The sequence below is a fragment of the Streptomyces sp. NPDC059787 genome (genome assembly GCF_042732315.1).
GTDB classification, from domain to species: domain Bacteria; phylum Actinomycetota; class Actinomycetes; order Streptomycetales; family Streptomycetaceae; genus Streptomyces; species Streptomyces atrovirens.
This window is the reverse complement of sequence record NZ_JBHWHX010000026.1, coordinates 86,166-109,041: the sequence shown is the minus strand read 5'-3', so window position 1 is coordinate 109,041 and position 22,876 is coordinate 86,166. Positions and strand designations below refer to the sequence as shown.

At 70.1% G+C, this 22,876-nt stretch carries 34 protein-coding genes; 1 reads left to right on the top strand and 33 read right to left on the bottom strand.

Going from position 1 to position 22,876, the window contains the following annotated elements; all coding sequences use genetic code 11:
* Positions 1–21: 21 nt before the first annotated feature.
* The 12 genes from ACFV5H_RS24090 to ACFV5H_RS24035 all read right to left on the bottom strand — a co-directional run bounded on the left by ACFV5H_RS24090 (position 22) and on the right by ACFV5H_RS24035 (position 5,763).
* The gene (locus tag ACFV5H_RS24090; RefSeq protein ID WP_385197248.1) at positions 22–399 is read right to left on the bottom strand and encodes a hypothetical protein; all 378 of its coding nucleotides are present in this window, start codon (positions 397–399) and stop codon (positions 22–24) included.
* Between the two features lie 61 nt (positions 400–460).
* Positions 461–874 carry a hypothetical protein gene (locus ACFV5H_RS24085; RefSeq protein ID WP_385197246.1) on the bottom strand — a complete coding sequence of 138 codons (414 nt, stop codon included), beginning with the start codon at positions 872–874 and terminating at the stop codon, positions 461–463.
* An 81-nt stretch (positions 875–955) separates the two neighbouring features.
* Complete coding sequence (locus ACFV5H_RS24080; protein ID WP_385197244.1) at positions 956–1,357, bottom strand: hypothetical protein; 402 nt, start codon at positions 1,355–1,357, stop codon at positions 956–958.
* A gap of 80 nt (positions 1,358–1,437) precedes the next feature.
* Positions 1,438–1,995 carry a hypothetical protein gene (locus ACFV5H_RS24075; protein WP_385197243.1) on the bottom strand — a complete coding sequence of 186 codons (558 nt, stop codon included), beginning with the start codon at positions 1,993–1,995 and terminating at the stop codon, positions 1,438–1,440.
* Positions 1,996–2,069: 74 nt separating this feature from the next.
* A complete protein-coding gene (locus ACFV5H_RS24070; RefSeq protein WP_385197242.1) occupies positions 2,070–2,621 on the bottom strand; it encodes a hypothetical protein in 552 nt (183 codons plus the stop codon).
* A gap of 82 nt (positions 2,622–2,703) precedes the next feature.
* Positions 2,704–3,093, bottom strand: coding sequence for a hypothetical protein (locus ACFV5H_RS24065; RefSeq protein WP_385197240.1), 390 nt, complete (start codon positions 3,091–3,093; stop codon positions 2,704–2,706).
* 35 nt (positions 3,094–3,128) lie between these two features.
* Positions 3,129–3,395 carry a hypothetical protein gene (locus ACFV5H_RS24060; protein WP_385197238.1) on the bottom strand — a complete coding sequence of 89 codons (267 nt, stop codon included), beginning with the start codon at positions 3,393–3,395 and terminating at the stop codon, positions 3,129–3,131.
* 52 nt (positions 3,396–3,447) lie between these two features.
* On the bottom strand, positions 3,448–3,819 hold the full coding sequence (locus ACFV5H_RS24055; RefSeq protein ID WP_385197237.1) for a hypothetical protein: 372 nt from the start codon (positions 3,817–3,819) through the stop codon (positions 3,448–3,450).
* Between the two features lie 76 nt (positions 3,820–3,895).
* Positions 3,896–4,168, bottom strand: coding sequence for a hypothetical protein (locus ACFV5H_RS24050; protein WP_385197236.1), 273 nt, complete (start codon positions 4,166–4,168; stop codon positions 3,896–3,898).
* 80 nt (positions 4,169–4,248) lie between these two features.
* A complete protein-coding gene (locus ACFV5H_RS24045; RefSeq protein WP_385197234.1) occupies positions 4,249–4,599 on the bottom strand; it encodes a hypothetical protein in 351 nt (116 codons plus the stop codon).
* Positions 4,600–4,671: 72 nt separating this feature from the next.
* The gene (locus tag ACFV5H_RS24040; RefSeq protein WP_385197233.1) at positions 4,672–5,304 is read right to left on the bottom strand and encodes a hypothetical protein; all 633 of its coding nucleotides are present in this window, start codon (positions 5,302–5,304) and stop codon (positions 4,672–4,674) included.
* 36 nt (positions 5,305–5,340) lie between these two features.
* A complete protein-coding gene (locus tag ACFV5H_RS24035; RefSeq protein WP_385197232.1) occupies positions 5,341–5,763 on the bottom strand; it encodes a phosphoadenosine phosphosulfate reductase family protein in 423 nt (140 codons plus the stop codon).
* Positions 5,764–5,854: 91 nt separating this feature from the next.
* Between ACFV5H_RS24035 and ACFV5H_RS24030 the strand changes: the two genes are divergently transcribed.
* Positions 5,855–6,508, top strand: coding sequence for a TIGR00725 family protein (locus ACFV5H_RS24030; protein ID WP_385197231.1), 654 nt, complete (start codon positions 5,855–5,857; stop codon positions 6,506–6,508).
* A 244-nt stretch (positions 6,509–6,752) separates the two neighbouring features.
* Here the strand turns inward: ACFV5H_RS24030 and ACFV5H_RS24025 are convergent, their stop codons facing one another.
* The 21 genes from ACFV5H_RS24025 to ACFV5H_RS23925 form a co-directional block, all read right to left on the bottom strand.
* Positions 6,753–7,577, bottom strand: coding sequence for a hypothetical protein (locus tag ACFV5H_RS24025; RefSeq protein ID WP_385197230.1), 825 nt, complete (start codon positions 7,575–7,577; stop codon positions 6,753–6,755).
* A 71-nt stretch (positions 7,578–7,648) separates the two neighbouring features.
* Complete coding sequence (locus tag ACFV5H_RS24020) at positions 7,649–8,107, bottom strand: hypothetical protein (protein ID WP_385197229.1); 459 nt, start codon at positions 8,105–8,107, stop codon at positions 7,649–7,651.
* A 200-nt stretch (positions 8,108–8,307) separates the two neighbouring features.
* On the bottom strand, positions 8,308–8,730 hold the full coding sequence (locus ACFV5H_RS24015) for a hypothetical protein (RefSeq protein WP_385197227.1): 423 nt from the start codon (positions 8,728–8,730) through the stop codon (positions 8,308–8,310).
* 24 nt (positions 8,731–8,754) lie between these two features.
* A complete protein-coding gene (locus ACFV5H_RS24010) occupies positions 8,755–8,934 on the bottom strand; it encodes a hypothetical protein (protein ID WP_385197225.1) in 180 nt (59 codons plus the stop codon).
* The gene (locus ACFV5H_RS24005; protein WP_385197224.1) at positions 8,931–9,071 is read right to left on the bottom strand and encodes a hypothetical protein; all 141 of its coding nucleotides are present in this window, start codon (positions 9,069–9,071) and stop codon (positions 8,931–8,933) included. Before ACFV5H_RS24005 ends, ACFV5H_RS24010 begins: the two co-directional genes overlap by 4 nt.
* A gap of 57 nt (positions 9,072–9,128) precedes the next feature.
* Positions 9,129–9,566, bottom strand: coding sequence for a hypothetical protein (locus ACFV5H_RS24000; protein ID WP_385197222.1), 438 nt, complete (start codon positions 9,564–9,566; stop codon positions 9,129–9,131).
* On the bottom strand, positions 9,563–11,107 hold the full coding sequence (locus tag ACFV5H_RS23995) for a DNA cytosine methyltransferase (protein WP_385197221.1): 1,545 nt from the start codon (positions 11,105–11,107) through the stop codon (positions 9,563–9,565). Before ACFV5H_RS23995 ends, ACFV5H_RS24000 begins: the two co-directional genes overlap by 4 nt.
* Positions 11,108–11,180: 73 nt before the next feature.
* Positions 11,181–11,855: a hypothetical protein gene (locus ACFV5H_RS23990; protein ID WP_385197220.1), complete on the bottom strand. Its 675-nt coding sequence runs from the start codon at positions 11,853–11,855 to the stop codon at positions 11,181–11,183.
* Positions 11,856–12,099: 244 nt separating this feature from the next.
* Positions 12,100–12,570, bottom strand: coding sequence for a hypothetical protein (locus ACFV5H_RS23985; RefSeq protein WP_385197219.1), 471 nt, complete (start codon positions 12,568–12,570; stop codon positions 12,100–12,102).
* A gap of 85 nt (positions 12,571–12,655) precedes the next feature.
* Positions 12,656–13,558 carry a hypothetical protein gene (locus ACFV5H_RS23980; protein ID WP_385197218.1) on the bottom strand — a complete coding sequence of 301 codons (903 nt, stop codon included), beginning with the start codon at positions 13,556–13,558 and terminating at the stop codon, positions 12,656–12,658.
* Positions 13,559–13,621: 63 nt separating this feature from the next.
* Positions 13,622–14,764 carry a PD-(D/E)XK nuclease family protein gene (locus ACFV5H_RS23975; protein ID WP_385197216.1) on the bottom strand — a complete coding sequence of 381 codons (1,143 nt, stop codon included), beginning with the start codon at positions 14,762–14,764 and terminating at the stop codon, positions 13,622–13,624.
* A 62-nt stretch (positions 14,765–14,826) separates the two neighbouring features.
* The gene (locus ACFV5H_RS23970) at positions 14,827–16,017 is read right to left on the bottom strand and encodes an AAA family ATPase (protein WP_385197214.1); all 1,191 of its coding nucleotides are present in this window, start codon (positions 16,015–16,017) and stop codon (positions 14,827–14,829) included.
* Between the two features lie 27 nt (positions 16,018–16,044).
* On the bottom strand, positions 16,045–16,395 hold the full coding sequence (locus ACFV5H_RS23965; protein ID WP_385197212.1) for a hypothetical protein: 351 nt from the start codon (positions 16,393–16,395) through the stop codon (positions 16,045–16,047).
* Positions 16,396–16,626: 231 nt separating this feature from the next.
* Positions 16,627–17,214 carry a hypothetical protein gene (locus ACFV5H_RS23960; protein WP_385197211.1) on the bottom strand — a complete coding sequence of 196 codons (588 nt, stop codon included), beginning with the start codon at positions 17,212–17,214 and terminating at the stop codon, positions 16,627–16,629.
* 186 nt (positions 17,215–17,400) lie between these two features.
* Positions 17,401–17,637, bottom strand: a complete 237-nt coding sequence (locus ACFV5H_RS23955) for a hypothetical protein (protein WP_385197210.1) — start codon at positions 17,635–17,637, stop codon at positions 17,401–17,403.
* A 1-nt stretch (position 17,638) separates the two neighbouring features.
* Entirely contained in the window at positions 17,639–17,860 is a 222-nt protein-coding gene (locus ACFV5H_RS23950; RefSeq protein ID WP_385197208.1) for a hypothetical protein, read from the bottom strand.
* 7 nt (positions 17,861–17,867) lie between these two features.
* Positions 17,868–18,797 (bottom strand): N-acetylmuramoyl-L-alanine amidase, encoded by a 930-nt coding sequence (locus ACFV5H_RS23945; RefSeq protein WP_385197207.1) that lies wholly within the window; start codon positions 18,795–18,797, stop codon positions 17,868–17,870.
* A gap of 41 nt (positions 18,798–18,838) precedes the next feature.
* On the bottom strand, positions 18,839–19,159 hold the full coding sequence (locus tag ACFV5H_RS23940) for a hypothetical protein (RefSeq protein WP_385197206.1): 321 nt from the start codon (positions 19,157–19,159) through the stop codon (positions 18,839–18,841).
* A gap of 67 nt (positions 19,160–19,226) precedes the next feature.
* Complete coding sequence (locus ACFV5H_RS23935; RefSeq protein ID WP_385197204.1) at positions 19,227–19,397, bottom strand: hypothetical protein; 171 nt, start codon at positions 19,395–19,397, stop codon at positions 19,227–19,229.
* Positions 19,397–21,781, bottom strand: a complete 2,385-nt coding sequence (locus ACFV5H_RS23930; RefSeq protein ID WP_385197203.1) for a hypothetical protein — start codon at positions 21,779–21,781, stop codon at positions 19,397–19,399. The genes ACFV5H_RS23935 and ACFV5H_RS23930 overlap by 1 nt, the downstream gene beginning before the upstream one ends.
* A 6-nt stretch (positions 21,782–21,787) precedes the next feature.
* Positions 21,788–22,876: a hypothetical protein gene (locus tag ACFV5H_RS23925; RefSeq protein ID WP_385197202.1), complete on the bottom strand. Its 1,089-nt coding sequence runs from the start codon at positions 22,874–22,876 to the stop codon at positions 21,788–21,790.

Sequence of the window (22,876 nt, the reverse complement as noted above, 5' to 3'; positions counted from 1 at the left end):
GCGCTGGGTGGGTCGGGGGGGTCAGCTGGTCCAGGTGGTGGTGCGGATCGTGTGCCAGCCGTCGCTGGTACGGGCCAGGACCTCGAGGTGGCCGGGGTGGAGGACGTAGGCGTACTCGCCCTCGCCGTCGGTCTGGTCGGTGATCAGGCCCATGTCCAGGCCGTCGCCGTGGTGGCACAGGCACTGGCCGCCGCCGTCGGAGGCGGGCAGGTTGATCCAGCCGTTGGGGTGCTCGTCGAGCAGGCAGCGGGTGGCGGCCTCGACGTCGCCGCCGCACACGGTGAGGACGAAGTCGAGCAGCAGCGCGGTGGCGGTGTCGGGGGCTCCGTCCCGGTGCAGGTAGCGGCCGGCGAAGCCGCCGCCGGTGGCAGGTCGGGCGATGATGGCGCGGGTGGCCAAGGTTTCCTCCGGGTGTGGGTGGGGCCGGGCCCCGCGGGTGCGGAGCCCGGCCCGGTGGTGGTCAGGAGCGGGCGGCGGGGGCGGTCTCGTGCCAGGCCCACTCGCAGGAGCCGATGGCGTACCGGCCCTCGGGGTCGGGGTGGATGACCTCGCTGGCGTACGCGGTCTCCTCGGGGATGTCACTGAGGTACGCCCAGCGGATGTGCAGGACGATCGCGTGGGGCGTGCCGTTGGGGAGGGCACCGTCGATGACGTGGATGGTGTCGACGGCGTCGTGGCCGTACTCGGCGGCCAGCTCCTGCGTGCGGGCGGCGATCTCGCGGACGGTGTCCAGGCCGAAGGACGGGCAGAGCCAGTCGTCCCGGCGGGCGCTGCGGTCGACGCGGGCCTCGTAGGGACCGAGGATGTCGTCGCCGCAGACGCGGGCGACGCTCATGCGGTCGTTGTCGGCGGGCTTGTGGCTGATCTCGGTCACGGCGTGCTCCTTGGGGGGTGTGGGTGCGGCTGGGCCCCGCCGCCCGGTCGGGTTCGGCCGGGCGGCGGGGTGTCGGGGGTGTCAGGGGCGGTCGCCGTTGTCGGCGGGGCCGTTCTCGGTCCAGGGCCACTCGCCGCTGCCGATGCTGTACCGGCCCCGGGCGTTGGGCTGGATGACCTGAATGGCGTACCGGTTGTCCTCGGGGTCGTCGCTGAGGGCCGCCCAGAAGACGCTCAGAACGACCGCGCGGGGCTTGCCGTCGCGGGTGCCGCCGTCGAGGACGTGAAGGGTGATGGTGGAGTCGTGGCCGTCCTCCTCGGCCATCCGCTGCGTGTCGGCGGCGATCTTGCGGACGGTCTCCAGGTCGAAGACCGGGAAGAGCAGGCTGTTCCAGGCGGCGCTGCGGTCGATCCAGGCGTCGTAGGGGCCGAAGGTGCGGTCTAAGTAGATGCGGACGGCGCTCTGGTGGCTGGTGTCGGACACGGTTCCTCCTTGCGGATGTGGCAGCGCCCCGCCTCCCGGCCGGTGTCGGCCGGGGCGGCGGGGCACTGAGGGATCGGGGGTCAGGGACAGTTGTCGGCGCCGGACACGGCGTCGGCGAGGCACAGGACCGCGGCGGTCAGGCCGCTGAGCAGGCTGACGATCTCGCCGGTGTCGTGGGAGGTGACGTCGCTGGGCAGGTACCGGGCGGCGTCGTCGGCGATCTTGCGCAGGTCCCAGGTGCTCGGGTGGTTGCGCTGGGACTGGGTGGCCGGGCCTTCGCGGCGGGCGTGCACCACGTCGTCCACGGTGGTGAGCAGACGGCCGGGGTAGATCCCGGTGTCGTCGTTCCAGTAGTGGCCCAGGCCGAGGCGGACCTTGCCCGCGCTGTCGTCCCACAGGGCGTGCACGGAGTACAGCTCCTGCTCGGGGTCGGACTCGACGAGGAAGGCCGGGGAGACGAAGGCGTGCCCGGCCGGGGCGCTGGCCGGGACGATGGGGGTGATGCCGAGGTCGGCGAGGGCCCGGTTGACGCTGTGGGCGTGCTCGACGGCGTCCAGGGCCTTTCGGGCGTAGGTGGCCTCCTCGCGGCGGGCCTGGGCGGCTTCCGCGTCGGCGAGCCACTTCGGGATGCTGGTCACGGGTGTTCTCCTTCGTGGGTGAGATGGGGCCGGGCCCCGCGGGTGCGGGGCCCGGCCGGGGGCAGGTTGTGGGGTCAGAGGTCGGAGACGGCGGCGGCGAGGGTGTTGACCAGCAGCGCCACGGCCTCCCCCTCGTGGCCGGTGGTGGCCAGCGCGGCGTAGCGGTGCAGAACCGTGTGCGTGGCGGCCGGGAGCCGGTCGAGGTACTGGGTGAAGGTGAGGTCGCGCAGCGCGTAGGGGCGGTGCTCGTATCCGGCGCGCAGCGCGGCCTTGGCCATCGCGTCGGCGTAGGCGCGGCACTGGTGGGTCAGGTTCAGGTCCTGCGAGGCCATCTCGATGGCGTCGGGGCCGTAGGGGGCGGCGGCGGGCAGGGCGCGGCGGCGGTCGCGGCAGGCGCGCTGGCGGGCGCGGGCGTTGCGGATGCGCTCGACGTCGTGCAGCTGGCGGGCGGTGCGCCGGGCCTCGGCGGGGCCGGCGGCGTCCACCTCGTAGGAGGACAGGCAGTGCGCCCACAGGTCGGTGCGCGGCTCGGCGTCGGTGGCGGGCTCGGCGGCCAGGATGCGCATCCCGTGCGGTTCGTCGTTGAAGACGACAAGCCAGCGGCTGGCCGGGTCGATGGTGGTCATACAGCTCTCCAATAGGTTCATTCCAGAGGTGTGGCACATCTGCCGGGCGGGCGGCGCGGGTGCTCCGCCCGCCCGGCAGAGGTCAGGAGGTGTGGTTGTAGCGGGCGGTGAGGGCGGCCACGACCTGCGGCAGGGCCTCGCGCAGCACCTCGGGGACGTCGGTGTGGTGGCGGGTGTCGTCCAGCGCACCGAGCAGGACGACCGGCCCGTACAGGCAGTACGGCATCTGCTTGAGGTAGAGCCCGCTGACCAGCGCGGTGGCATACAGGTTCTCCGGGCGGGTCAGCGCGCCGTCGGCGTCGACGGCGAGAGCCAGGCGGCGCTTGCCGTCGGGGCGGGCGTAGTGGGCGATCTCGACCCAGCCGTCGACCTGCCCGCGCAGCGCCTCCACGAGGCCGGTTTCGGCGGGCAGCCGCACGTCGGTGAGGGTGTCGTCGGTGTCCAGGCGGACGCCGAGGATCGTTCTGCTCATGGGGTTCTCCCTGTCGGTGTCAGATGGCGGGCGGATCAGCGGTCGCTGTCGTGGGGCGGGTCGGCGAACACCGTGGCGACGCCGACCTGGACACGCATCGGCACGGTGCCGTCGGCGCGGGTCAGGTCGGCCTCGGCCTCGTCCACGTCGACGGAGACGGTCAGGCCGTACAGGGGGTGGACGTAGACGTAGACCAGGGCGCCGGCGACGCGGATGGCGGGCACCGAGTCGGGCTTGTTCGGCTCAACCGGCAGGAGTTCGGCGTTCGAGTTGAACTCGCGACTCAAGATGTCGTCGATCACGAGGTTCCTCCTTCGGGGCGGAGGCCGCCGTGGTGGCGGCCCCCGCGGGGTGTCAGAACGGGCGGAACTGCAGGGCGAGTTCGGTGAGCATCTGTCGGCCGACGCGCACCGCGTGCCCGACGCTGAACTCGTCGACCTCGGCGTAGGCGGCCATCTCCACCACGCACTTCAGGAGCACCTCGGGCATGCAGGAGATCCAGGTGCGGTAGTCCTGGCCGTACCCGGTCACGTGCCAGGTGGCGGCCAGGGCCTGGTCGACGGTGATCACGGCCTGCCCGGCGGCTTCGGCGGTGAGGCCGAACCGCTCGGTGAGCAGGTACTGCAGGTGCGGGCCGGCTGCGACGACGTCGGCGAGGCGGTCGGCGGTGTGTCCGGTGGTGAGCGCGTACGGCGCGGCAAGCGCGTCGGTCGAGGTGCTGTTCAAGGCTTCCTCAATGTGGCGTTTTATCTGGGGGGTTTAGACCCGGCCGCCCGCGTGGCGGGCGGGCGGCCGGTGCGGGTCAGACGAACCAGATGTCCAGGTAGGCGTCGAGCTGCTTCAGGGCGGTGAGGCTGTCCTGGGAGCGGGTCTGGGTGAAGCGGCCGGAGTCGATCGGCCCGTGGTCGGGGTGGATGAGCTGCAGGGTGACCCTGGTCTCGTCGGCGCTGCCGCGCTGGGCGGTGATCTTCAGGACGGCCGGGTCGTTGGCGTAGCGGACGTAAAGGCTGTCGCCGACGGTCCGCAGGAGCGCATCCTCGGCTCCGCCCAGGTGCTCGGTGAACAGCTGCAACATGGTCTCCTCCAAGAGGTCGTGCGATCGAATGGTGTGGCACATGCTGCGGGCGGCGGAGTCGTCCGCCGCCCGCAGCGGGCTCAGAACTCGGAGGTGACGACGACCGCGCCGTCCCCGGTGGTGCTCAGCGCCGTCTCGCTGAGCTTGGCACCGAAGGCCCAGACCTCGGCGATCACCGTGTCGCCCTCGTCGCGCGACCGCACCTCCCAGCCGCACTGACAGCTCGCGGAGCACTTCGACCGCTCGTCACCCCTGGCGTACGGCGCGAACTCGGAGCTGACAGTGACCTTCCCGACCCCGGCGGTGTTCAGCGTCGTCTGGCTCAGGGTGGCGCCGAAGCTCCAGAGCTCGGCGATCGCTATGTCGCCCTCGCTCCGCACCCTCAGCTCGAAGCCGGCGGCGTGAAGCGAGTGCGAGTGCTGCTCACTCATGCGTGCTCCTGTCGATGTAGGCCGGGCTTTCCCCCGCCCATCCCTCTTATTCTAACCGCACTCAGGAGGGCGTCAAGAATTTTTCGAGGAAACCTTCAGGTCAGAAGCTTGCAGGCGCGGTGTGCGCTCGGGCCAGGGCACCGCGTCCAGGGCCCGGCGGTGCGTGTCCGGCACCACCGCCAGCGGCCATCCCGCCCAGTGCAGGCCCATCGCGGCGAGGATCATCGCGTCCGCCTTGTCGTAGCGGCCCGGCCCGTCACACTCCAGGCCGTACCGCTCGGCGACCGCGTCGCGCACCATGCCCTTGGCGATGCGGGCCCGCTTCTCCTTCGGGTGCTCCTTGGCCGGGGTGGCGCTGCCGGTGGCGTAGATCGTGCGCGAGTGCGGGTTGACCACCGCATACGGGATCTTCCGCTCCCACAGGTCCTGGGTGAGGATCCACCACAGGCTGGCCAGCTCGTGATGCCCGGCCTGCCCGCCTCGCCCGTACGCCGCGCCCTCGATGACAACCAGGTCGGCCGCGCGGGTGCGCTCGCGCACCTCCTCGCGCAGCCACCGCAGCCGGTGGTGTCCTCGGCCCTTGCAGCGCAGGGCGTCCGCCCAGCCGTCGCCGGCGACGCCCGTGCACGTCAGCGACGGGTCGATGCCGATCACCAGTGGCGGGGCTACGGGCGGCGGGGCGGTCTCCACGGCGGCAGTGCTCAACGAAGGCTCCTTCACGAGGGCGCGGTGCATGAGGGGTCAGGCGGCGAGGGCCATGCGCAGCGCCGAGCCGTCGGCGACGAGTGGCAGCGGGCCGAGCTCGCGGGCTCTGGCAACGATCTCGGCCATGGACAGGCCGTGCTGGAAGGTGTGGCCCAGCTGCTGCTCCAGGGCCAGGTACTGCTCGGCGAGCGCCGGGCGCAGGCGGGCGGCGGTGATCAGGCTGTCCTTGTCGGCGAGGACGCAGAAGCTGCAGGACAGGCGCTTCATGCCCGAGTCGTACGCCGGGTGGTAGGGGGTGCCCGCGTCCGCGATGGTCTGCCATACCTGGCGGTCCGGCCAGCGCAGGATCGGCAGCCATGTGGTGACGGTGCGCCGCCCGCTGGAGGCCGCCTCGTCGGCGGCGATGTCCGGATGCTGGTGCTGAGCAATACTCGTATGCGCCGAATGGTAGGCGGTCACGGTGACGCGCAGTCACATCGTTGCCAATAGCGCCGGATCAGCTGACGCTGGCAATCACTGCTCGTCCTCTGGCTGCGGCGGCCGAGACGTGATGCGAGTTCGAAGCATGCCTGTTGTCGTATGTCGATGGGCCACGGAGGAAGGTCTCGCGTCAGACTCAAGTGATCAAGCGCCTAGAGAGATTAGACCCGGGAGTCCGACCATGTCCCATCGCGCAGCGTCACACTCCTCCCCTGTACCTCGCAGGGCGCCGTACGTCGCGGTAGTCGGCCCTGAGGCGGCAACGCCAGCCGAGGTTGAGACGGCCCAGCGACTGGGAAGGCTTCTGGCGCAGCAGCATTGCATCGTGATCTGTGGCGGGCTTGGGGGAGTCATGGAGGCGGTGTGCCGGGGGGCGCAGAGTGAGGGGGGTATCACGGTGGGCCTCCTTCCAGGAAGCTCGCGGGCAAACGGGAACGCCTTCCTTTCAGTGGCTTTGCCGACCGGCCTCGGCGAACTACGCAATGGCCTAGTCGTAAGAAGTGCTGATGCTGTAATCGTTGTAGGTGGAAGCTGGGGAACATTGAGTGAAATGGCGCTAGCTGTGCGAACGAACAAGCCCACTATTGTAATCGACGGGTGGGAAGTGCGAGCGTCTGGAAAATCCGAAAATTCAAAACTTTGGGCGGCTGTCTCGGTGGAGGAGGCGGTAGGAATGATGTTCTCGATGATTGGCCCCGAGATCGCGACAGGTGATGCAATATGACACTTCCGCCTGATGAACCCGATCGCGAAGATCTTTGGCACGCCTACGATCGGGCACAGGCTCATTACGATTCAGACCTACAGCTTTTCTCGAGTCGCATGAACCTCTTTTTGTTGGTGCAAAGCGCCCTCGTGGCTGTCGCCGCTGGTAGCAGTACCCGTCAGATGGGGATTAGCCAAATCTCGATGGCAGTCTTCAGCTTAGTGCTGTGTATCGGTTGGCTGTTGGTGGCGTTCAGTTCCTATCAATGGATCAAAATATTACGCGCCCACATGTCGGAGATCGCGGAAAAAATAGAATCGACAGCAGGTGTGGCCCCCTCTCCTGCAGTATTCCGACGCCCCGTCCGGCAATCCTTATTGAGTGGCGCATCTTTCGTCGAACAAATACTGGAACGCGTCTCATGGTACGTGCGGCCAACTCTGGTTACCTGCTTCCTTCCATTGCTGTTCATGGTTGGCTGGGTATACATCGGCTGGATTGCGTGAATACAGTCCATCTGTCGCCCGTGGCCTTGTAGCGAGGCGCGCAAACTTGGGTGGGGCATTTGAATCGCGAAGATCTCGGAGCGGCGGGCACGCGCTGCGGACTCGGCCGCCCGCAGACCCAGGCAGTTGATGATGTGGGCCGGCCGGTCCAGGCCGAGCGCGGCGACCAGTTCGGTGATCAGGATGCGGACCGGGCCGCGCTTTTGATCGCTGGTGCAGTAGCGGGCGGCCGACGACGGCCAGGCGGGCGTGGTGGTGTCGCCCCTGGCGCGCAGCCGGTGGTGCCGGTCGGCGATCTGCGTGAGCAGGTCGCCCTGGGCGCGCTTGCGTACGTGGAAGGGCAGGCCGTAGTGGTGGGCCTGGGCGGCGGCCAGGTCGCGGGTGCCTGGCCACTCGACGTCGCCGAGGTCGCAGTGCACGACGTGCATGCGGTCCAGGACGCCGGCGGCGTCGGCGAGTTGCACGAGGTGATGGAGCATGGCCTGGCTGTCTTTGCCCGCGCTGGAGTTCGCCAGCAGGAGGTCGGCGCGGGCGAGGTCGGGCACGGGCGGGGGCGGGGCCTCGAAGAGGGACGTCTGCACGGAAGGGGCCTTTCTGGGAGGGGGCCGCGCCCGCGGGGTGGTCACCGCGGGCACGGCCCGGCTTGAGGGGGTCAGTGCGGGTGCTGGGTGGGCTTGTCGGGGGTGGCGGCCGTCTCCTGTGCGGCGACTCGTGCCAGGTGGGCGGCGTCGGAGATCAGCGCGATCAGCGAGTGCGAGTAGTCGTCGTTGCTGGCCCGGTAGGCCGCCAGGTACAGGGCGCTGCAGGTCTCCATGTCGCCGTTGAGGTAGGCGGCGATGAAGCGCAGGGAGAAGGCGTGCGCCGGGTGCTGGGGGCCGTCGGCCGGGTCGGGCGAGGCCAGCGCCCACAGGTGCTCCGAGGCGGGGGCGTCGTACATGCGGGCCAGGGCCTGCCGTGCGGCGTCGGCGATGCCGCAGCACACCCCGTACATGTCCTGGCCGGTGCTGGCGAGGGCGATCTCGCCCAGCGCCTCCATGGCCTGCTCGTAGTCGCGGTTGATGGCGTGGTGCAGGACGTCCATGATCAGCTCGGCGCGGCGGGAGGTGTTCATCGTGGTTGTGCTCCTTAGGTCGGTGAGTGGCGAGGGCCGCGCCCGCGGGGGGGGTCACCCCGGGCGCGGCCCCGGCGAGGGGGTGGGTCAGGAGGGGGGGGGTTGTTTTTCGTGTTGTTGGTCATTTTCTGTCGGGGTGGTGGGGGGGGCGGCCCGGGGGGGGGGGTCCCCGCGGGCGCCGGCCCGGTCTAGGGGGTGGTTCAGGAGGCGGGGTTGTGGGTGCCGATGTCGGGCGGCAGCAGGGCGAGGCCGGTGGCCCAGGCGTGGCCGCCGGCCGCCCACGCCATCGCGTGCAGGGCGAGGCGCTTGGTGTGCTCGTTCATCTGGGTCAGGTCCGCCAAGGACAGGGCGTGGCGGCCGGTCAGCACGCAGGCCAAGCGCAGGATCTGCCACTCCGAGCCGGTGCCGATGAGCGGGCCGTCACCGGCGGACAGGCACGCGGAGGCGACCTGCCGCCAGGCGATGCGGGACCGGCCGTCGCCGTCGTCGATGATCAGGCGGACGCGCTGCAGCTCGGGCAGCCAGTGGCCGTGGGTGGCCAGCAGCCACACGGCGGCCTCCTCCTGCCACGATCCGGCGGCGCGCTCTCCGAGTCGGGCGCACAGGGCGGTGATGTCACTCATGTCTGTCTCCAAGAGGTGAGTGGGTCAGGTACGGGGCTTGGGGAGGTGGCCGACGTGCCAGCCGCCGCAGGTGCGGTTGCGGCACTGGTAGGTCGTCAGGCGCACCCCGCCCTTGGCGATGAGCCGCTGTCGGTGGTTCTCCGCCTGCTCCTCGGTGTCGTGGCGGCGCTTGCCGGTGCAGGCGCGGCCCTTGGTGCGGATCACCGGGCGACCGCCGCGGTGTCGCTGGTGGCCGCGCAGCGGGCGCAGCGCAGGCCGGGGCGGGTGGTGGAGAGGATCGCGCCGGCGGTCATCGGCTGCAGGGCCTGCCGCATCGGGCGCGGGGTGGTGGGGTGGGGCACGGTTCCTCCTGAAGGGTTGGTCGGGGCCCGCCCCCGGTCGGGGGCGGGTGGGAAGGTTCAGGTGGAGGCGAAGTCCAGCTGGAGCTGCTTGGGCTCCCTGGCCTTCGCCTCCTTGCGGCGTGCGTCCATCTCGCGGGCCGCCTGGCGGCAGGAGGGGCAGGGACGTTCGCCGTGGCGCTTGTGGTCCTGGGCTCCGGCCTCGGTGCCGCAGGAGGCGCGCAGCTTCGGCTCGGTCAGCTCCTCCTCGAACACGTCGTCCAGGGCGTCGATGACCTCGCCGTTGCACCACAGGCGTCCGCCGGCGATGCCGTCGAAACGAGCCTGGGAGGGCTTGACGGTGGCGATGCACTCGGCGCGGGAAGGGCACGGCCCGCAGGTGCCGAGCTGGGGCCCGCACAGCCGCTTCAGGTCGGCGCCGGTGTTCCACTCCTCCTCGGTGACGGTGAAGCCGTCCAGGCCGCGGCAGGGCACGCGGAGCAGCCACCCGGCACTCACAGGACGTCCTTGATGCGCTCGCCGATGTGGCGGGCGACGTTCACGGACACGGCGTTGCCGGCCTGCATGGTCTGCTCGGCCTGGGTGCCGATGACGATGTACCGGTCGTGGAAGCGTTGCGCGCCCAGCTGCTCGCGCGGTTTGAGCATCCGGAAGTAGCAGTCCTCCACGGCGGGAGCGGAGCGGAGCAGGCCGGCGGAGTCGCGGGTGGACAGCGTGTGCACGGGATCGGCGGACGTCTTCACGGCGGCCTTGCGGAAGGGGATCACCAGCGTGTTGCGCAGCTCGGCCGGGACCGGCCCGCCGGGCACGACCAGGCCGTGATGATTGCCCTGCGCGGTGACGCTGGTGACCGGCTCGGTGGCCAGTGCCGGGTTGGCGTGCTGCCGGTAGGTGATCACGAACGGCTCGGGGTCGACGGTGACCAGGGCCTCGCTCTCGCGGGTCAGCCTCGTGCGCATCGGCTCGGCGACGTCGCTGCAGGCGGTGTTCCAGCTTCCGCCGGTCGGCACGAGCAGCGCGTCGCCCTGCTTGATGGTGCGCGTCGAGAACGGCCGCTCGGCGACTGCATAGGCGCGGTCGGTGCCGTCCTTGCCGTGGTTGAGGGTGATCGAGGACGGGGTGTGGGGGAACTTCGCCAGGCCGGACCGGATGCGGTCCATCGTGGTTTCCACCAGCGGCTTCTTGCGGTCGCCGATGCGCTGGCCGAGGTCGTCCCAGTTGATGACGGAGGCGGCCGGGCGGACGTACGGCTCGACGACCGCGTTGTGGCAGCGCCGGTTGGGGCAGCGGTAGTTGTAGTCCCGCAGGTACTTGCCGATGCGCATGCGAGGGTCGAACCACGCCTTCTTCGCGTCGACGTCGCGCCCGCACTCGAAGCAGAACGCCCGCGGGCGGGGCTCCAGGTCCGGCTTGGGCATGCCTTTGAGGCGGAAGACGATGTAGATGCGGTCCCGCCACTGGGGGGCGCGCAGGTTGTTGTCGTCGCCGACGTGCGCGGAGGTCACGCACAGGATCTGCGGCTGCTCGTAGCTCAACTCGGTCATCGCCTTCACCCAGGTCTTGAACAGCACCCAGCACAGGGCGAACTCGACGACGTTCTCGATGACGACGTACGGGAACCGCTTGGCCTCGCAGGCCCGCACCACGCACCAGGCGGTCGCGCGGGTCCGCTCGAACGCCTCCGGGGTGAGCGCCTTCCACTCCTCGGCCTCGTCGGCGTCGAGGCTGCCGAGGACCTGGAACAGGTCGAGTTGATCGGTGGGGTGAATGCGGCCGCCGGCCGGGGAGACCTCGGTGCAGATGATCGACGCCCACAGCAGCAGGGCGGGCGGCAGGAAGCGCATCGGGTAGCCGGTGACGTCGGCGGTCAGGTGCTCGATGGTGGGGTGGTTGGCGGCGTGGGAGTCCATCGCGGTCTGCCAGTGGTTCATGGCGAGCTTGCCGCGCCATCCGGCCTCCACCAGGCCGGAGGAGGAACCGCCGACGCCGGCGAGGAGGTCGTTGAACGTCAGCTCAAGGCTGCGGGGAAGGGTTGCCAACAAGGTGTGTTCTCCAAGAGGTCGGGGCCCGGCCCCGCGCGGTGCGGGGCCGGGCCGGTCGGGTGGGGGTAGGTCAGAGCAGGGACTGGCGGGAGACGAAGACGAGGACCGTCGCGCCGCGGCGCTGCCACACCGTCACGGGCCAGTCGGCACCGCCGTGTTCGTGGACCATCTGCCAGCCCTGCTCCTCGAGGAGGTGGGTCTGCCAGCCGTAGTCCTTGACCGCTTCCCGGTGGTCGTTGAAGGGGCCGCTGAGCTTCCGGCTGTTGCCGGTGTGCTGGGCGGTGACGCCGGTGACCTCGACGGCGAACCGCTGCGCCGTGGCCAGCAGCAGCGCGCCGAGCCGGGTTCCGGCCGCCTGCGTGTCGGCGTCGGCCGCCGCCTTCAGGTGCAGGGCGACGCCGGCGAGCATCGCGACGACGTCGCCGCCGGACTCGCCGTGTTCCCCGTCCTCGGTGGAGTCGAAGACCTGGAGGTGGAAGGTGGGGTTGTCGCGGTGCTCGCGGGTGACGATCCAGCCGGTGACGTCCCGCAGACGGTCCGGCAGGCTGTCGTCGCCGCAGCCGATGACCAGGTGCGTGCCGTCGGGCAGGTCGACGTAGATGACGGTCTGGCCGCCGCAGGTGTCGATGTCGCAGACGAGTCCGGCCGCGCGCAGCGGCGTGGTGACCGGCTCGTACTGCTGCCACAGGGCCAGCCACTCAGGGCGGCCGGTGCGGCCGTGCTCAGGCAGGGGGGCGAGGTTCATGTGATCTCCAAGAGGTGCATAGTACGGTACAGAGTTGTGGCACATCTATGAACGGGGCGGCGGAAGTCTTTCCGCCGCCCCGTCCGGGGTCAGGGCTTACTGGTGCGCGGGATGCGGGCCGTGCAGCGGATCACGTCCACACACTGGGGCTTTCCGTCCCAGTACCGGATCTTGCTCGCCGGTCTGGGGTGCTGACACCAGCTGCAGGTGACGCTTTCGCGCTGGCCGGTCGCGGGCATCTCGGTCAGGCCGCGTGAGCGGTCTGGGCGGCCAGCGGGAAGCCGTGCTCGGCGGCGACCTTCTCGGCGAGCTCCACGCTGGCCGTGAAGCGGCCGTCGTGGTACTCGCGGGCGGGCGTCTTGAGCGCGTGGAACTCGCCGTGCGCCTCGGTGATGGCGATCGGCCAGGCGGTGTCGAGGAAGCCGACGACGCGCTCGGACTCGATCACCAGGACGTCGCCGTTGCGGATGTCCTCGCGGCACTGGGTGGCGTCGTACGCCTGCACGGTGTCGTCGAAGCGGTGGACGGTCGGCCCGGTGGCCGAGTCCTCGACGGTGACGACGCCTCCGTCGGTCAGGGTAGTGGCGCTCAGCTTCACGCCAAAGGAGAAGACCTCGGCGACGGTCTTGCCGTCCTCGTACCTGACCTTCAACTCCCAGCTCCCGTCCGGGATGCGGGCGGTCGCCGTCTCGGCGGTGGCTGTCTGCTCGTTCATGCGGTTCTCCTCGCGGTATCGGGGGGGAGGGCCTACCCTCTCCCACTTCCTCTTATTCTAGTGGCATTCAGGTGGGGGTCAAGATTCAAAATTTCGGCGGCTGCGGTGCCTCGCGGATCTTCTCCCGGCCCTCGCGAGCCGCCTGGCGGGCGGCCTGCCGTGCGGCCTCCACCTCTTCGGTCCGCTCCTGGGCCGTCCGCCGCGCCATCGCCAGGTCCTTCTGGTAGCCGCGCAGCCACTGCTCCTGCGCCTGCCGCTCAGCCTCCGCCTTGTCCCGCTCCCGCGCCGCGCGAGCGGCACGCGGGTTCGTGCCGCAGGCGCGGCAGTTCGCAGCGGGAGCAGGGTGCTTGGGGCAGCCACCGGCAGGCTCCCCCGCGGCGTCAGCCGTGGGGGTAGGGGGGGAAGGAAGAGAAGAGGAAGAAGAAGGAAAAGAAGGGGTTCCACCGGTGGAACCCAGTGGGTTCCATTCGTGAGACCCAGCGGGTTCCACCGGTGGAACCCTGCCCTCGCCCTCGTCAGGGTTCCACTCGTGGAACCCTGCCTCTCTCACACCCTCGCCGGCCGCGAGCGCCCGCGCGTCGATGTCCTCGTGCGTCATCGCGGGCTTGGACGGTGCCGAGCGGGCCACCCCCTTGCGGGCCTTGCGGGTGTTCTTCGGGGCCGCGTCAGCAACCGCGAAACGGGCCTCCAGGTCGTCGTTGGACGGGATCGGAGGCACTCCCAGCGGGAAGACCTTGTAGACCGCCCTGCGGCCCGCCTTACCGGTCTCCACGCGCTCTACGAGCCCCTTGGCGACCAGCTCGGTGACGATGGTCATGCACCGCTTCTCGGTCACGCCGACCCACGCCCGCAGACGGCGCAGACCCGGCTTCGACAGGCGCGTCTCGTCGTCTGCGGAGTCGCAGATCTTCATCAGGGCCAGCTTCTGCCCCTGCGTCACCACGTCCTCAGGCAGGTACGCGGCGACGACCATCAGGTGAATGGACAACGGAAGTTCCCTTCACGGGGGCCGCCGCCCGCCCCGGCCAGGGAGCGGGCGGCGGCACGCCGATCAGCCCTTGAAGGGCCGCACGATGATGGTCCTGGGCGTGGTCTCGGAGGTCTTCACCTCAGGTACGGCCAGGCCCGCCGCCTTGAGGTTGTCGATCATGCGGTCTTCGTCCGGCACCATCGGCACGGGAATGTCCGCGTCCTCGTGCAGGTCGACCATCCCCTGCACGTCGACCTCCCACTTCGGGGACTCCCCGCCCCACGCCAGTTCGTTGCGGCCGTACGCGCCCGCCGGCGAGGTGGACAGCATCGCGCGGGCCTTCTTCTTGATCTTCTTGCCTTCGGTCTCCAGCTCGTGACCGCGCACGTAGTCGGCGAGGGCCTTCGCCCGGTCGGCGTCGTCGTGGATGAGGGTGGTCTGCACCGGGGCACCGGGCTGCTCGGGCAGCCCCCAGCAAGCCGTCATGAACGGGCAGTGGTCGCAGATCGCGTCCAGGCCGGGCCCGTCGAAATCTCTCCGTGCCTGCTCCGGGGAGTCCAGCTCCAGCACCCGCTGCACCCACCAGCGGGCGCGGGTGGCCTCCGTCGGGTCAAACGGGAACTCCTGGACATGCTCCGCCCCGTTGTCGCGGTTGACGAAGCGGAAGCGGATCCGCTCCACCTCCAGCGGGCCCAGCTTGGCCAGGTACCGCTGGCCGCGCACGTCCTCGAAACCGACCGTGCGCAGCAGGTCGGCGTACAGGTACACCTGCCGCAGCTCGGCCGGGCTGGCGCCGTAGCGGCGCACCTTGTCCCACAGGTAGGTGCTCTTGGTCTTGACGTCCTCCACCGTCAGGGCCTCGGCGGGCACCTTGGGCCGGTGGCGGGCCGGGACGCGGGCGGCGGTCGCCTCGTCGAGCTGCACGGCGTCGATGTGGCCCTTGATCATGTCGTCGGCGACGGCGCGCTCCACCAGCCAGCCGTACTCGCTGCGCGCGGCACCCAGCAGGCCCTCGTGGATGTACGTGCCGAGGATCGCGGCCTTCTTGTCGGTCTCGTCGGTCGGGGCGGTCCCGGCGACGATGTAGGCGGCGCGGCGCTCGCACACGGTGTCCGATGCGCCGAGCTGCTGCTGCAGGGAGCGGGGCCGTCTGGCGTCCACATCGTGCGCGGCCGTCCACAGGGACGGCGTGGTCTCTACGGGCTCTACAGGCTGAGCAGTCACAACAACTCCAGAAGGTCGAGGGCGGGCCGGGCCGCAGGAGGCCCGGCCCGCGGGGGAAGGGGTCAGCGCCGGGCGGCGGCCGTCTTGGCGGTGGTGCGCTTGGCGAGGGCCCGCTTGGCGACCGTGCGCTTGGCGGGGGCCTTGCGGGCGGGACGCCGCTCGGGCTCGTCGTCGTCCGGCTCCTCGCCGGCGTCCTCCTCGGCCCGGCGTTCGGCAGCGGCCCTCAGCCGGTCGGCGTCCGTGAGCGGCCCCTGACCCATCTCCATGGGCGGGTTCTCGATCTCGGCGACCTTCCGCTCGATCGTGGCGCGGATGGAGACGACTTCGGCGCGGGTCAGGCCGGTGTCGTCACCCGCCGCGTCCCACCACAGCTCGCGCAGCTTCTCGACGTCCCGCAGGTCGTCCACCTGGTGCTCGCTCAGCCAGCCCTGCACCCGGTCGCCGACCAGGGCGGGCATCTGGCGGGGCTGCGACTCCACCGAGCAGCCGAGCCGGTTGAACACCAGGTCCTCGATCGAGAAGTCCGGCAGGGGCAGCGGCTTGCCGTCCTCGACGCGCAGCTTGAGCGAGCGGGCCTTGATGACCTGAGGGGAGTGGCCGCGGCGCAGGCGCACCCACACCGAGCAGTCGAACGCGAGGTCCTTCTGCGCCTGCACCTTCCACTCCCGCAGGACGCGCCCGCGGTTGTCGGTAACGGGCCTGCCGTTCTCGTCAATGGCAGTGATCTGCTTGCCGCGAGCGGTGATGATGGCGATGCCGGGGAACGTCTGCAGCAGGTGGATGATCTCGACCCACCGCTCAGTGGCGTCGTTCCACAGGTTCATGCCGACTTCGATCGCGGCGTCCGGGTCGTTCGACAGGCGCTGCGCGTTGCTCTTGCCGCGCCGGGCCCGCTCATTGGTCCAGGTCTTCAGCATCCGCCACAGGGCGGTCCCGGAGTCGACGGACAGCACCACCGGTGCTTCGCCGGCGAGGGCCGCGCGGCGGGCCTCGGCGTGGACGGCGCGGATCTGCTCCAGGATGTCCCGGTAGGTGCCGTCGTGCTCGATGATCAGGTAGTCGGCGCCGGGGATCGCCGCGTACTCGTCGGCGCTGCCCTCGGCCAGATCGACCCAGTACATCTGGCCGATGCGGTCGGAGGCCGAGAACTCGGCGGCGCAGTACGTCTTGCCGGCCCCCTCGTCTCCTTCGACGAGGATCAGCGGCCACGGCACGATGCCGGTCGGCTTGCGGGTCTTCAACTTGATGCCCATCAGGGCTGCTCCAAGAGGTTGTTGGTCTCACGCGGCGCGCAGGGCCCTGGTCTCGAACAGCCGCGCCCACTCGGGGTGGCGTTCGATCAGAAGCCGCACGTACCGGCTGCGGAAGTTGTTGTTCAGGCGGAAGGCGTCGCCTTGGGTGGCCTCGCCGTAGCGCCAGCGCAGGAGCTCGAAGAGCATCCCGATGCCGACGCGGCGGAAGCCCTTGGCCACGCAGTCCGCCGCCAGCGCCTCCAGATGCCTGAGCACCCACGGGTTGAGGGCGTGGAACTCCTCGAACCGCTGCTGGATGGACTGGTCGGGGTCGAGGGCGGGCTGCTGGACGCGCTGGATGTCGTCCAGACCGGGCAGTTGCTGCTGATGAATAGGCACAAGACCCCCGGAAGTGCTAACACCTCTCCAATGGTGTGGCACATTTTTCAGTAAGGGTCTGACACGATCAACCAGTTCACCGCCCTCAAAGCCACATCCGGCGGTCGGCGACCGGGCCGCGGCGGTAACGCTGCACATCCTTCCTCCCCATAGATAAGAGCATCGGCCCGCTCCGGGCCGATGCTCTTATTCTAGCCTCATTTTAATGTGGTGTCACCGTGTTTCCGCAGGTCACGACCCCTTCGCGGCCCGCCCACGCGGAACAATCACCGAGCCGGGGCCGGTGTAGCGGCCCTGCCTCAGCGCCGCCTCGACCTGCGGCACGACCGCCCACATCACCGTGCGGGACTTCGCCTGAATCTCCGGCGCCGCCTCGATGAGCGTGTCCAGCAGCCACAGCGGCGACCCGGACAGCTGGTAGTCCGCCGGCGCGAACCGGCCCTGCCGCACCACCGCCGACAGGTTCTGCTGGCTGGACAGCCCGAACAGGGCCGTCGCCTCCTGAAGGCCGACCAGCGGCGGCATCGCGTCCGTGCTGCGCGCCCACACACCGGGCTCCTGCGCGGCGACCAGCTGCTGCAGCATCCGCTCGTCCAGTTCCTTGGACCGCGGCGTCATCTGCCCGAAGGTCCGCACGAACGACAGCAACCAGTACGGCGACCCCGACACGATCACCGCACGCTCGTAGTTCAAGACACCCCGCGCCACCCACTGCGTCACCTGCGTGGGCCTCACCCCGTACAGGGCGGCGAACTCCTGCCTGCCGGCCAGGAACGGCTTCGTCTTCCCCGCCACCACCGGCCCCCTCCCCTCTCTCACGACTGCCATTAGATTCTAACTGGCGCAGGTCAGAGGCGGGTTTCCAGCGACCGGGGGCCAACAGCCCGTACTGCTACGCTGGAGCCCTCCAAGAGGCCGGGCCCCCGCTGGGAAGCGGGGGCCTTGGTCATGTCTGGGGCCCTCCCCGTGGGGTGAGGGCCTGGGTCATGCGCCGGGTGGGCCGGGCTACGCGGCGAGGCGGTACTGCGGCGGCCGGGCGTAGCCCAGCAGCCACCCGAACTGCGGCGACACGTAGTGCTCGGCGAGACGGAACACCGCGTAGTAGCAGGACGCGGCCAGCGGCGTCAGCACCCCCGACAGGGCCTGCGCGTCCAGGCTCAGCCCGTAGTCGGCGGCCAGCGCCACCAGCCAGCCGACGACCGCCGGGACGACCGTCCGGAGGAAAGACACGTACAGGTTCACTTCAGGACTCCTTGGGTTGGCGGGCGATCGCAGCGTTCGCCCAGAACATGACTTCCTCGAGGCGGAACATCGCCGACTGCTTCTCCGCGCCGGCGGGCAGCTCGTTGTGCAGCATCAGCGCCAGCTCCAGGCACGCGGCCCGGATGTCCTCGTGGGCCTGGCGGCGCTCGGCGGTGTCGGCCGGATGGAACGTGAACCGGCGAATGACGTCCCCAGCGTCCATCAGGTACTCACTTCCGGCCGTAGGCGAGGGTGAACAGGTGGGCCCAGCCGCGCGGCCCGATCTTCACGTCGCGGGTTACGCCCTTCGCCCTGTACTGCGGGTGCGCGTTGTGGAACTTCGCCACCGCCGCCTGGGTGCGCGGCCCGTAGGCGTCGGCCAGGTCCGCGTCGCTGATCTTCAGGAACCCCGCGGCGCGCAGCGCCCTCTGCAGCGCCTTCGCCGACGGCCGGGCCTTGCCCGGAGCCAGGCCGGCGGGGAACGCCGGGGGACGGTAGGGCGTGGGCTTCGGCTTGGGGCGCGTCGAGGGCGCCGTCGGCTTCTCGGGCGTCGTCGGTTCCGCGTCATCGTCGAGGAGCTGCGCGACGCGGGCCCGGAAGTCGTCCATGTCGATGCCGCGCGGGTCGGGCTTGCCCGGCTGCCACTCCTTGTGGCCGATCACGGACCTCTCGTTCCACCCGTGCGCCCTGCACAGCGCCGCCGCCCACCGGGCCGCCGCCTCGACCTGCGCCGCCGGCCACGCCTGCTTGCCGTCGCCGTGGTTGATCAGCTCGGCCCCGTAGAAGTGGCGGTTGCCGTCGGTGTCGGCCTCGTTGTCCACGGGCAGGGAGCGTTCGGCCTTCACCGCGGCAAGGACGTCGGAGTCCCCGGACCCGGCGTGGTTGGCGCGGCCCCAGCCGACCATGTGCACCGCACCGGCCCTGTCGATGACGGACTGGCACAGCGGGCCGGGCAGGGTGGAGTGCCCGTTGTAGCACAGCGAGACCATGCCGGACTCGGTGGAGTACGCGCCGGTGTGGTGGATCATCACCCCGTGCATCGGCCCCCACGGGCCCTTGTGGTCGCGGTTGTGGGTTCTCCAGGAACGGACCTCGCGCACGTCCAGGCCGGCGGCCTTGAGCACGGCGAGCGCGCGGTCAGCGTCGAGCGGTGTTGCCATCGGGCGCGTCCTGCTTCTCCCCCGCGCCAGGCATCGGATTTCTAGGTGGCAAGCTGTGGCAGCAGCCAGGCCACCACGATCGCCACCACGATCGGGGCGATCAGCGCGGACACCGCGAGGCGTCGGTTCGTGCGGCCCTCCGACCGCTCCCTGTCCCGCTCATTCTTGACCTCGTTCAGGTCCGCTTCGAGGGCGTTCAGGCGGATCTCGTCGGCCCGCCGGTCTGCGGCGTACTCGTTCTTGGTGACCATCTCAGCGAGACGGGCGGCGAACGCGGCGAAGTCGGCGCGCAGGTCGTCGCGCATCTGCTGCATGGCGCGTAGCAGCTCCCACGGTGTGGGGTCTTGGTTGAACGCGCTCACTGGGCGCTCCTTCGCATGAACGCCCCCGCGCCGCCCATGAGTCTACGGGCAGCGCGGGGCGCTCGCCTCAGGCGACGGGCACGATGTCAGTGACGGTCTGCCTGCACTGCCCGCACACGGCACGCCACGTCGGCGGCTCCGCATTGGGGTACATCTCGCACTCGTACGTGACACCGGCCACGGGGCAGCCCCCGGTGTGGCACGTGACGAGCAGCATCTCCGGCTCGACTTCTTCCATCAGATCTCATCTCCCAAGACCATCCAGCTGACTGCGGTGACCTGTGTGGTAGTTCGGGTAAGCCACAACGTGACCGACGTCCTCGAAGCGGCCGAGACGCCAACGCCGGTCACCGACGTACCGGGCAAGGTGGTAATGGCGGTGGCGTACGCCGTGAACGCGTTGCCCCGAAGATCAAGCCCGCTGACCGTGACGGAAGTCGGTGTGTTGGGCACGGGCGTGATGTCGACTCTGCCCCACGCGAAGTTGCGCGGCTTGAGGACGCCCGAGACGTCCACGATCATGTCCGCGCCGCCGGGGCCGCTGCTGCCGTCCCACTGGATGGTGATGAACGGTGCACCGTTGCCCGGCGCGAGGGGGCTGTCCCCGCTGGCGAGGATGATGTGTGCCTGCGCGCCGCCTTTGATGATTCCCGACTGCAGGTGCAGCGTGCCGCCGGAAGCCTGCCCCAGCATGCCGGTGGGGGCGACCTGGTTCACTCCGGTGGCACCGAGGACCAACTCACCGGACTGCAGCCGTGCCCATGTCTGCCCGTCATCTGACGTGGTGTGGAAGCCGGCCTGACCGTTGCCGATGTCCGGCGCCATCAGTGCAGCCACCGAGCCGTTGGCGCGCACTGCCTGCACTACGGCACCTGTGATCGTCTGGCCGTCGATGGCACCGGCCTTGATGTTGCTCGCGGTGATCCCACCGGACTCGACGACCTCGATGGCGAACATGTCCATCTCGACGGTGCCTGAACCGTTCTGGTAGTTGCAGTACATGACCGGCGTCAGGTAGCGAACATTGGGGTGCATCTGGCCCGGCGCGTTCGCGTTCGGCCGTACTCCGACCAGCGGAGGCGTCCCTGTGCCCTTGATGTAGCCGGTGTACGTCACCCAGCCCGCCCCGGCCACCAGGTCCTGCGCATTGGCCGCCGCGTAGTACTGGGAGCTGGGCGAATTCGAGCCGGTGATGTTGACGAATGTGACCCCATCAGCAGCCAGGCCCGCCACTCCCACGTACAGCTTCTGGTTCGTACCGGGTGTCGAGTTGGCGACGGTCTGCCGGAACCGGCCGCTGACCCGGTACGTCACCGACGGGTCGAAGGGGATCTTCACGTCCGGCCGGTAGGCGGCCTGTATGTAGCCGACGCACCTCATGACGCTGCCACCGGACTGGCCTTCCGCAGTAGCAACCGTGGTCATGGTGCCGCTGGCATGATTCAGCCACTTCGATGCCGAGTCGCCGAAGTCGTAGAACTTCTGCCCGATCTGCCCGGCCAGCCCCACCGCCAGACGGTCCACAGAGATGGTGCCGGCCTTGATGGCGGTCGCATCCAGGGTGTTCGTGATGATCGAGCCGCCGTTGATGGTGGTGGTCTGCGGGATCTGCCCGGCGCCCATCTGGGTGGGCGGCAGCGTCACCCCGGAACCGATCGACCCGGTCACCGTGCCGGCACTGCCCGCCGTGGCGACCGCGCCGTTGACGTTCGCCCCTGACACCACCAGGTTCGTCGCGTCGATCTGCGACGCCTTGATCTTCCCCACGGTGATCACGGACGCGTCGATCGAGGAGATCACGCCCGACGCCGCGGTGATCGTGCCAACAGCCAGCTGGTCGGCGGTCACCGTGTTCACAGCGAGCCGATCGCCGGTGAGGCTCAACGCTTGGACCTGCGCTGCGGTGATGCTCGCAGCCACCAGCCGGTCGGCGTTGACCGTCCCGGCCTTCAGGACCAGGCCGTCGATCTCCCCCGCGACCAGCTTCGGTGTGCTCACCGAGCCGTCGGCGATGACCGTACCGTCGACTGCCCCCGCCTCGATCTTCGCCCGGGTGACCGCCCCGTCGGCCAGCGCCAGCTCACCGACGATGCCGTCGAGGACTTCCTGCGCGACCACCGGGGCGGGCCCGGCCGGCCCCGCCACCGCCGACGGCGCGGACTCCTTGCCCGACGTCGACACGCACACCAGGCGCACCCACAGCGGCCCGCTCGCGGGCACGGTCATGGTCGCGGCCAGCGGCGAGTAGAACGCGGAGAACAGGGAGCCGCCGTCGGTGAAGTCGGAGCTGGAGGAGAAGTGAACCTCCACGTAGGCAAAGTCGGCAGGGACCTGGCTGCCGTCCGCGAACTGGCCGTCCCAGGAGACGGCGACGCCTCCCAGGACGGAGGCGATGGCGGGCGTGGACGGGGCGGGCGGGATGGGGCCGTTGACGGCCGCCAGCGCGACCGTGCCGTCCTCCTGCATGCCGATGCTGCCGCGCAGCACGCCCAGGTCGTCGTAGACGGCTATCGAGCCGTTCTCGATCGAGGAGTGCGCCAGACGGCTGGAGCGCGCCAGGTCGCGCACCAGGCGCTCCAGGTTGGCGATCCTGGCCGCCAGGCCGGAAAGGGTGTCTGCCACAGGGGTTCAGCCTCCGTAGATGAAGGAGTCGGCGGGCGCGAGGCTCACCGTCATGCGTTCCTGCTGGTCCCCCTGCGCCGGCGTGAGCGTCCAACCGGTCACCCGCGCCCAGCCGTCGAAGTCGGTCCACTGGTCATGGATCTGTACGCGCACGTCGTCGCCGACCTGGAAGGAGCCGAAGCGGGCCGCGGGGTGGTCGATGAGGTCGACTTCCTCGACCGAGCCGCGTTTCTGGCGGGCGACCCGGCCCGTGCGGGCCTTCGCCGCAAGCTGGTCTGTGCCCTTGATCATGGGCAGGTCCAGTACGTCCTCCAGGCGCAGCCGGCCGTCCCGTACCGCATCGACGGAACGCCGTCGGCCCTGGCCCTCGCCCGCGCCGAGCGCGACCACCACCTGCGCGTACGCGTCACCGTCAAAGGTGACCGGCTCCAGCTCGGCGATGTTCACGCCCGTCGAGAACGACACATCCGTGCGGCGAGACCCCAAGCGGGGCCAGCCGATCCGGATCCGCCGCTCGGGCTGCCCGCCCACCCACGACACCCGCTCGGTCCACTCCGGCCCGCCGAACACGTCGACCGCATCGGTGATCACGTCGGCCAAAGCTGTGGCCTCCCACCACGCCGTCGCGTACGGCTCCTCCGGGCTGCCGATCTTCGCCTTCGAAGTGGTCGCGTCGACCACCACGCCCAGGTCCCCGTCCGCCTGCCCCTGGCAGTACGCCCACACGTCCCGGATCACCTTGCACGGGTCGGCGTTCGTGTACGGGCCGCGCCCACCCAGGTTCCCGTGCAGGTCGTACCGCTTGCTCAGGTAGGAGCTGAACCCGGCCGCCTCGATCGGATAGCTGCCGCCCTCCGGGTCCGCCCGCCAGATCAACCCGCCCCACATCAGCCGATGGTCCCGCTCCGCGAAGATCAGCGTGTTGCCGGGGTCGACCATCGAGCCGAGGACGTGCGCCAGGTGCGGCTCCAGCACGGCCTGCAGCGAGCCCGGCCCGTTCAGCTCCGGGCCGTACGAGACGTCCGCCAGCGGCAGGTCCCACGCCAGGACGCTGCCGCTGACCGCATCACACGTCAGATAGCGGTAGGAGGGCAC

Excerpts from the sequence above, each read along its gene's own strand:
- ACFV5H_RS23970 (WP_385197214.1), bottom strand. The coding sequence starts at position 16,017 with ATGGGCATCAAGTTGAAGACCCGCAAGCCGACCGGCATCGTGCCGTGG.
- ACFV5H_RS23990 (WP_385197220.1), bottom strand. The coding sequence starts at position 11,855 with ATGAACCTCGCCCCCCTGCCTGAGCACGGCCGCACCGGCCGCCCTGAG.
- ACFV5H_RS24030 (WP_385197231.1), top strand. The coding sequence starts at position 5,855 with ATGCGAGTTCGAAGCATGCCTGTTGTCGTATGTCGATGGGCCACGGAG.
- ACFV5H_RS24015 (WP_385197227.1), bottom strand. The coding sequence starts at position 8,730 with ATGAGTGACATCACCGCCCTGTGCGCCCGACTCGGAGAGCGCGCCGCC.
- ACFV5H_RS23945 (WP_385197207.1), bottom strand. The coding sequence starts at position 18,797 with ATGGCAACACCGCTCGACGCTGACCGCGCGCTCGCCGTGCTCAAGGCC.
- ACFV5H_RS23950 (WP_385197208.1), bottom strand. The coding sequence starts at position 17,860 with ATGGACGCTGGGGACGTCATTCGCCGGTTCACGTTCCATCCGGCCGAC.
- ACFV5H_RS24065 (WP_385197240.1), bottom strand. The coding sequence starts at position 3,093 with ATGAGCAGAACGATCCTCGGCGTCCGCCTGGACACCGACGACACCCTC.
- ACFV5H_RS23935 (WP_385197204.1), bottom strand. The coding sequence starts at position 19,397 with ATGGAAGAAGTCGAGCCGGAGATGCTGCTCGTCACGTGCCACACCGGG.
- ACFV5H_RS24070 (WP_385197242.1), bottom strand. The coding sequence starts at position 2,621 with ATGACCACCATCGACCCGGCCAGCCGCTGGCTTGTCGTCTTCAACGAC.
- ACFV5H_RS24020 (WP_385197229.1), bottom strand. The coding sequence starts at position 8,107 with ATGAACACCTCCCGCCGCGCCGAGCTGATCATGGACGTCCTGCACCAC.
- ACFV5H_RS24045 (WP_385197234.1), bottom strand. The coding sequence starts at position 4,599 with ATGAGTGAGCAGCACTCGCACTCGCTTCACGCCGCCGGCTTCGAGCTG.
- ACFV5H_RS24050 (WP_385197236.1), bottom strand. The coding sequence starts at position 4,168 with ATGTTGCAGCTGTTCACCGAGCACCTGGGCGGAGCCGAGGATGCGCTC.
- ACFV5H_RS23985 (WP_385197219.1), bottom strand. The coding sequence starts at position 12,570 with ATGAACGAGCAGACAGCCACCGCCGAGACGGCGACCGCCCGCATCCCG.